The sequence below is a fragment of the Pararhizobium antarcticum genome (assembly GCF_001885585.1).
Classification (GTDB): domain Bacteria; phylum Pseudomonadota; class Alphaproteobacteria; order Rhizobiales; family Rhizobiaceae; genus Pararhizobium; species Pararhizobium antarcticum.
Window position 1 is genome coordinate 1 of sequence record NZ_LSRP01000018.1, and the last position, 3,261, is coordinate 3,261.

At 51.9% G+C, this 3,261-nt stretch carries 1 protein-coding gene and 5 pseudogenes; all 6 read right to left on the reverse strand.

Going from position 1 to position 3,261, the window contains the following annotated elements:
* Positions 1-126: 126 nt before the first annotated feature.
* Positions 127-525 (reverse strand): annotated as a pseudogene (locus tag AX760_RS02785) (helix-turn-helix domain-containing protein); the annotation flags it as partial.
* A 138-nt stretch (positions 526-663) separates the two neighbouring features.
* Positions 664-1,264, reverse strand: a pseudogene (locus AX760_RS26130) (IS5 family transposase); the annotation flags it as partial.
* A gap of 301 nt (positions 1,265-1,565) precedes the next feature.
* Positions 1,566-1,799 (reverse strand): annotated as a pseudogene (locus AX760_RS27015) (ATP-binding protein); the annotation flags it as partial.
* Positions 1,800-1,942: pseudogene (locus AX760_RS27020) on the reverse strand (transposase); the annotation flags it as partial.
* Between the two features lie 125 nt (positions 1,943-2,067).
* Positions 2,068-3,063 carry a glycosyltransferase family A protein gene (locus tag AX760_RS02810; RefSeq protein WP_175552003.1) on the reverse strand — a complete coding sequence of 332 codons (996 nt, stop codon included), beginning with the start codon at positions 3,061-3,063 and terminating at the stop codon, positions 2,068-2,070.
* 94 nt (positions 3,064-3,157) lie between these two features.
* Positions 3,158-3,261, reverse strand: a pseudogene (locus AX760_RS26590) (IS5/IS1182 family transposase); the annotation flags it as partial.

Below are 3,261 nucleotides of genomic sequence, written 5' to 3' on the forward strand. Positions count from 1 at the left end.
GGCGAAATCAATCGCTCATGACTTCAACCAGGCAGGCGAAAATCGACCACACCAGGCTGTCCCGGAATTAATGAAAACACTGTCCGCGATTTAGTGAAACCACTGTCCCGTTCTTCCGAAATACGCAAAAACGACATGGAACTGGGCGAAATCGACTTGGGCCTGTTCGCCTGGCAGCGTCTCGAAGCGAACTTCGAAACCTGGATTTGCCGGAGGTCGCACGTCACGAAGAAAGTCCGTGACGGCGGTGTAACCGCCGGCATAACCTCGATCCCGGAGCTCTCGGAGCAACCGACTACCCGTGAGGCCGGGATAGGTCTTCACCCGCTCCCGCAGGTATGACGCAAACGGATCGATAACCGTCGCGCGAGGCTTTCTCGGTCCATAAGCCGGGACCTCGAGGCCCCGCTCTATGTATTTGCGCACCGTCTTGCGATCGATGCCTGTTTCTCTGGAAATAGCTGACACTGTCAGGCCCTGCTGATGCAGATCCAAGATCATGATCGTCTCCCTCAGCTTGATCACCAATATCCCCCTTCCGACCATCGGAAGGAGTATTGACGATGACGCGCCGCTGGTCTTCCGGGGCGCGCCCCGGAAGACCAGCGGCCGCAGCACCTGGGGAAGATTCAAACGGCACTATTGGGGAGTATTGCTCCGGTACTGACACTTGCGATTGCGTTTGGGCGGGATGACGACTCCAATTCCTGCTTTTTCGATCCTTTCAACGAGATGATCGGCATCGTAGCCTTTGTCGGCCAGCATGGTTTCGGGCTCGATGCCTTCGACAAGTTCGTGGGCCAGGGCGATGTCGTTGCGCTGTCCGGGCGGGCCGATCAAGCGTATCGGCAGGCCGAGCGCTTCCGTGGCAGCATGGATTTTCGTGCTCAATCCGCCGCGAGACCGACCCAGGCCTTGGGCATCCGCCCCCCTTTTGCTTGCGTGCGCCGGCTGCATGCTGGTGGGCGCGCACGATGGTACTGTCTATCATCAGCCATTCAAGATCGGCTTCGCGGGCCAGAACCGAAAGCATTTCGTCGAGAACACCCATCTCGATCCAGCGGTAGTAGCGCCGCTTCACCGAGCGATAGTCACCCAGACGCTCAGGAAGGTCGCGCCAACGTCCGCCGGAACGGGCCATCCATAACAGTGCATCGAGGAAAAGCCGCTTGTTGGTGCGCGGACCGCGACGGCCTTTGGTCCCGCCTGGCACAAAAGGTTTAATCCGCTCCCATTGATCATCCCGAAGCGCATCGCAATTCATTGCTAACCTCCAAAAAGTCAGTTTTGAATCTGATTTGCAGAGTTTTGGGAATCCCAAAACCTTAAATCGTCACCACGCCCTAAACTCAACGACGATCAGCGCCAGGAACTTCGTCGTCTTGTGGAGAAGGGGCCGATCCCGGCGATCCATGGCGTTGTGCGCTGGAGGCCACCATCGTCGATCACTGCTGCGAGGCTTGGAACAAGCTCATCGATCAACCATGGAAGATCATGTCAATCGGATTGCGAGATTGGGCCCATCGGTCATGATCAATGCCGATTGGTATAAGTATGGTTTTTGATCAGGATTTGGTCAAGTGATTGGCTTTTTCTCCTCTCTTCTGTGCGGCTGCAGCCGAGCTGGCCTTGAAGCGGAAGTTGTGTTTCCCTGTTTTCAGGATATGGCGACGATGGGTCAGGCGGTCCAGCAGAGCCGTGGTCATCTTGGCGTCGCCGAAGACCGTTGCCCATTCGCTGAAGCTAAGGTTGGTGTTGATGATGACGCTGTTGCGCTCGCAGAGCTTGCTTAATAGGTGGCAACGGGTGCTGAGAACGTAAAGCAGGCCATTGATGGCCTCGCGCACGTTGACCTCACGCCTGCGACCGCCTCGCTTGGTAGGAGGAATCAATGGCTCAACCGCCCCCATTCCGCATCCGTCAAATCGCTCGGATATCGCAGACCATCTCAATTGTATTTCCCAAGGTTCGCATTCGTCCACATGGTTTCTATGCCCCCGCCGAAGCAAATTAACGGCATGGAATCACAAGCAATTAATATCATTCAACTTCTTTGTGGACCTACAGTTAGGATTTACCTGCGGCAGCTTGAGTTCGCGACAACTCTGAGCATTGTTCTTCGTGTACTAGTGGGACGTAGTGCGAAAGCCTGCCTGCCTTCATTTCGAAATGCTCCAATTGTAACTCGCGCCAACGACTTAGCGTGCTGGGATAGCGGTCAAAATTTACATTCTCCCTCGAAATTTGAATAATTTTAGTAGTCCCAAAAAATGAAGAATCAGAGCGGAACAGTGCTTTGTAGAGTGTACGAAAGACAAGCAGATCACAACTGGCTCCGAAAGCAATTTTGATACGCTCATAATAATCTGAATCTTCACTCACACTTTCGTCACGAAAATAACCAACCTCAGATAATATTTTTTCACGCCTAAACATCATAGAAATAATGCATCTCATTGTTCTCTTATTATTTATATATATAACGTCTCCATTTTCATTTACTCTTACATAGTTGCATGTAACCAATTCCTTGCTAGGATACTTTAAAAAAGACTTGTATTGAACCTCAAGGCGAGATGGTTCACTCGTATCATCCCCATCCTGAAACGTGATGTACTCACCTCTCGCAACTTTCATGCCGTTGTTGCGCGAACTTCCAGTTCCGAGCCGTGATTTGTTTATAAGTAGCCTAACGCGCGAATCAGTCATTATCAGATCACGAGCGACGTGCACTGATCCATCAGTACTGTGGTCATCAACAATTATCACTTCAATGTTGTGAAGCGTTTGGTTTAGTAGCGAGCATACCGCCTTTCTAAGCGTAGCCTCGTTGTTTCGACTAGCAACAACTATTGTGACAATGGGCGTGCTGCCTACTGCTTCCCAAGGCTGCGAAAAAAAGCGGAATAACCTGCTTCGGCCCCATAAAACCTGCGGATCGGAAATTATGTCGGACAGCCAACCGTTTCGATCTGCGCGCTCAAAGAGCATCGCCGTGACCTTACCTATAACCGGGAGGCTTCGCAAACGTTCACGTGGATTCCGTCTGAATGCGTAGAACATGATCAATTCTCGTTGGTTGCTTACGCCGCCCATCCATGTCAGTTTTATGACAATTACACAATGCCTCTCATTGAGAGTCCGTCCGAACACTTTCTCATTTTGAACATAGCCTTCGCAGCATGAGGCGGATGGAGGCTAATTTGAGGAAGGCAAGCGCATTTCTTGACAGGTTTTCGAGGTCCTTGGCCAGTCTACGGC

What these genes read in the sequence shown, in the direction of transcription:
- AX760_RS02810 (WP_175552003.1), bottom strand. Translation starts at nt 3,063, where the DNA reads ATGTTCTACGCATTCAGACGGAATCCACGTGAACGTTTGCGAAGCCTC.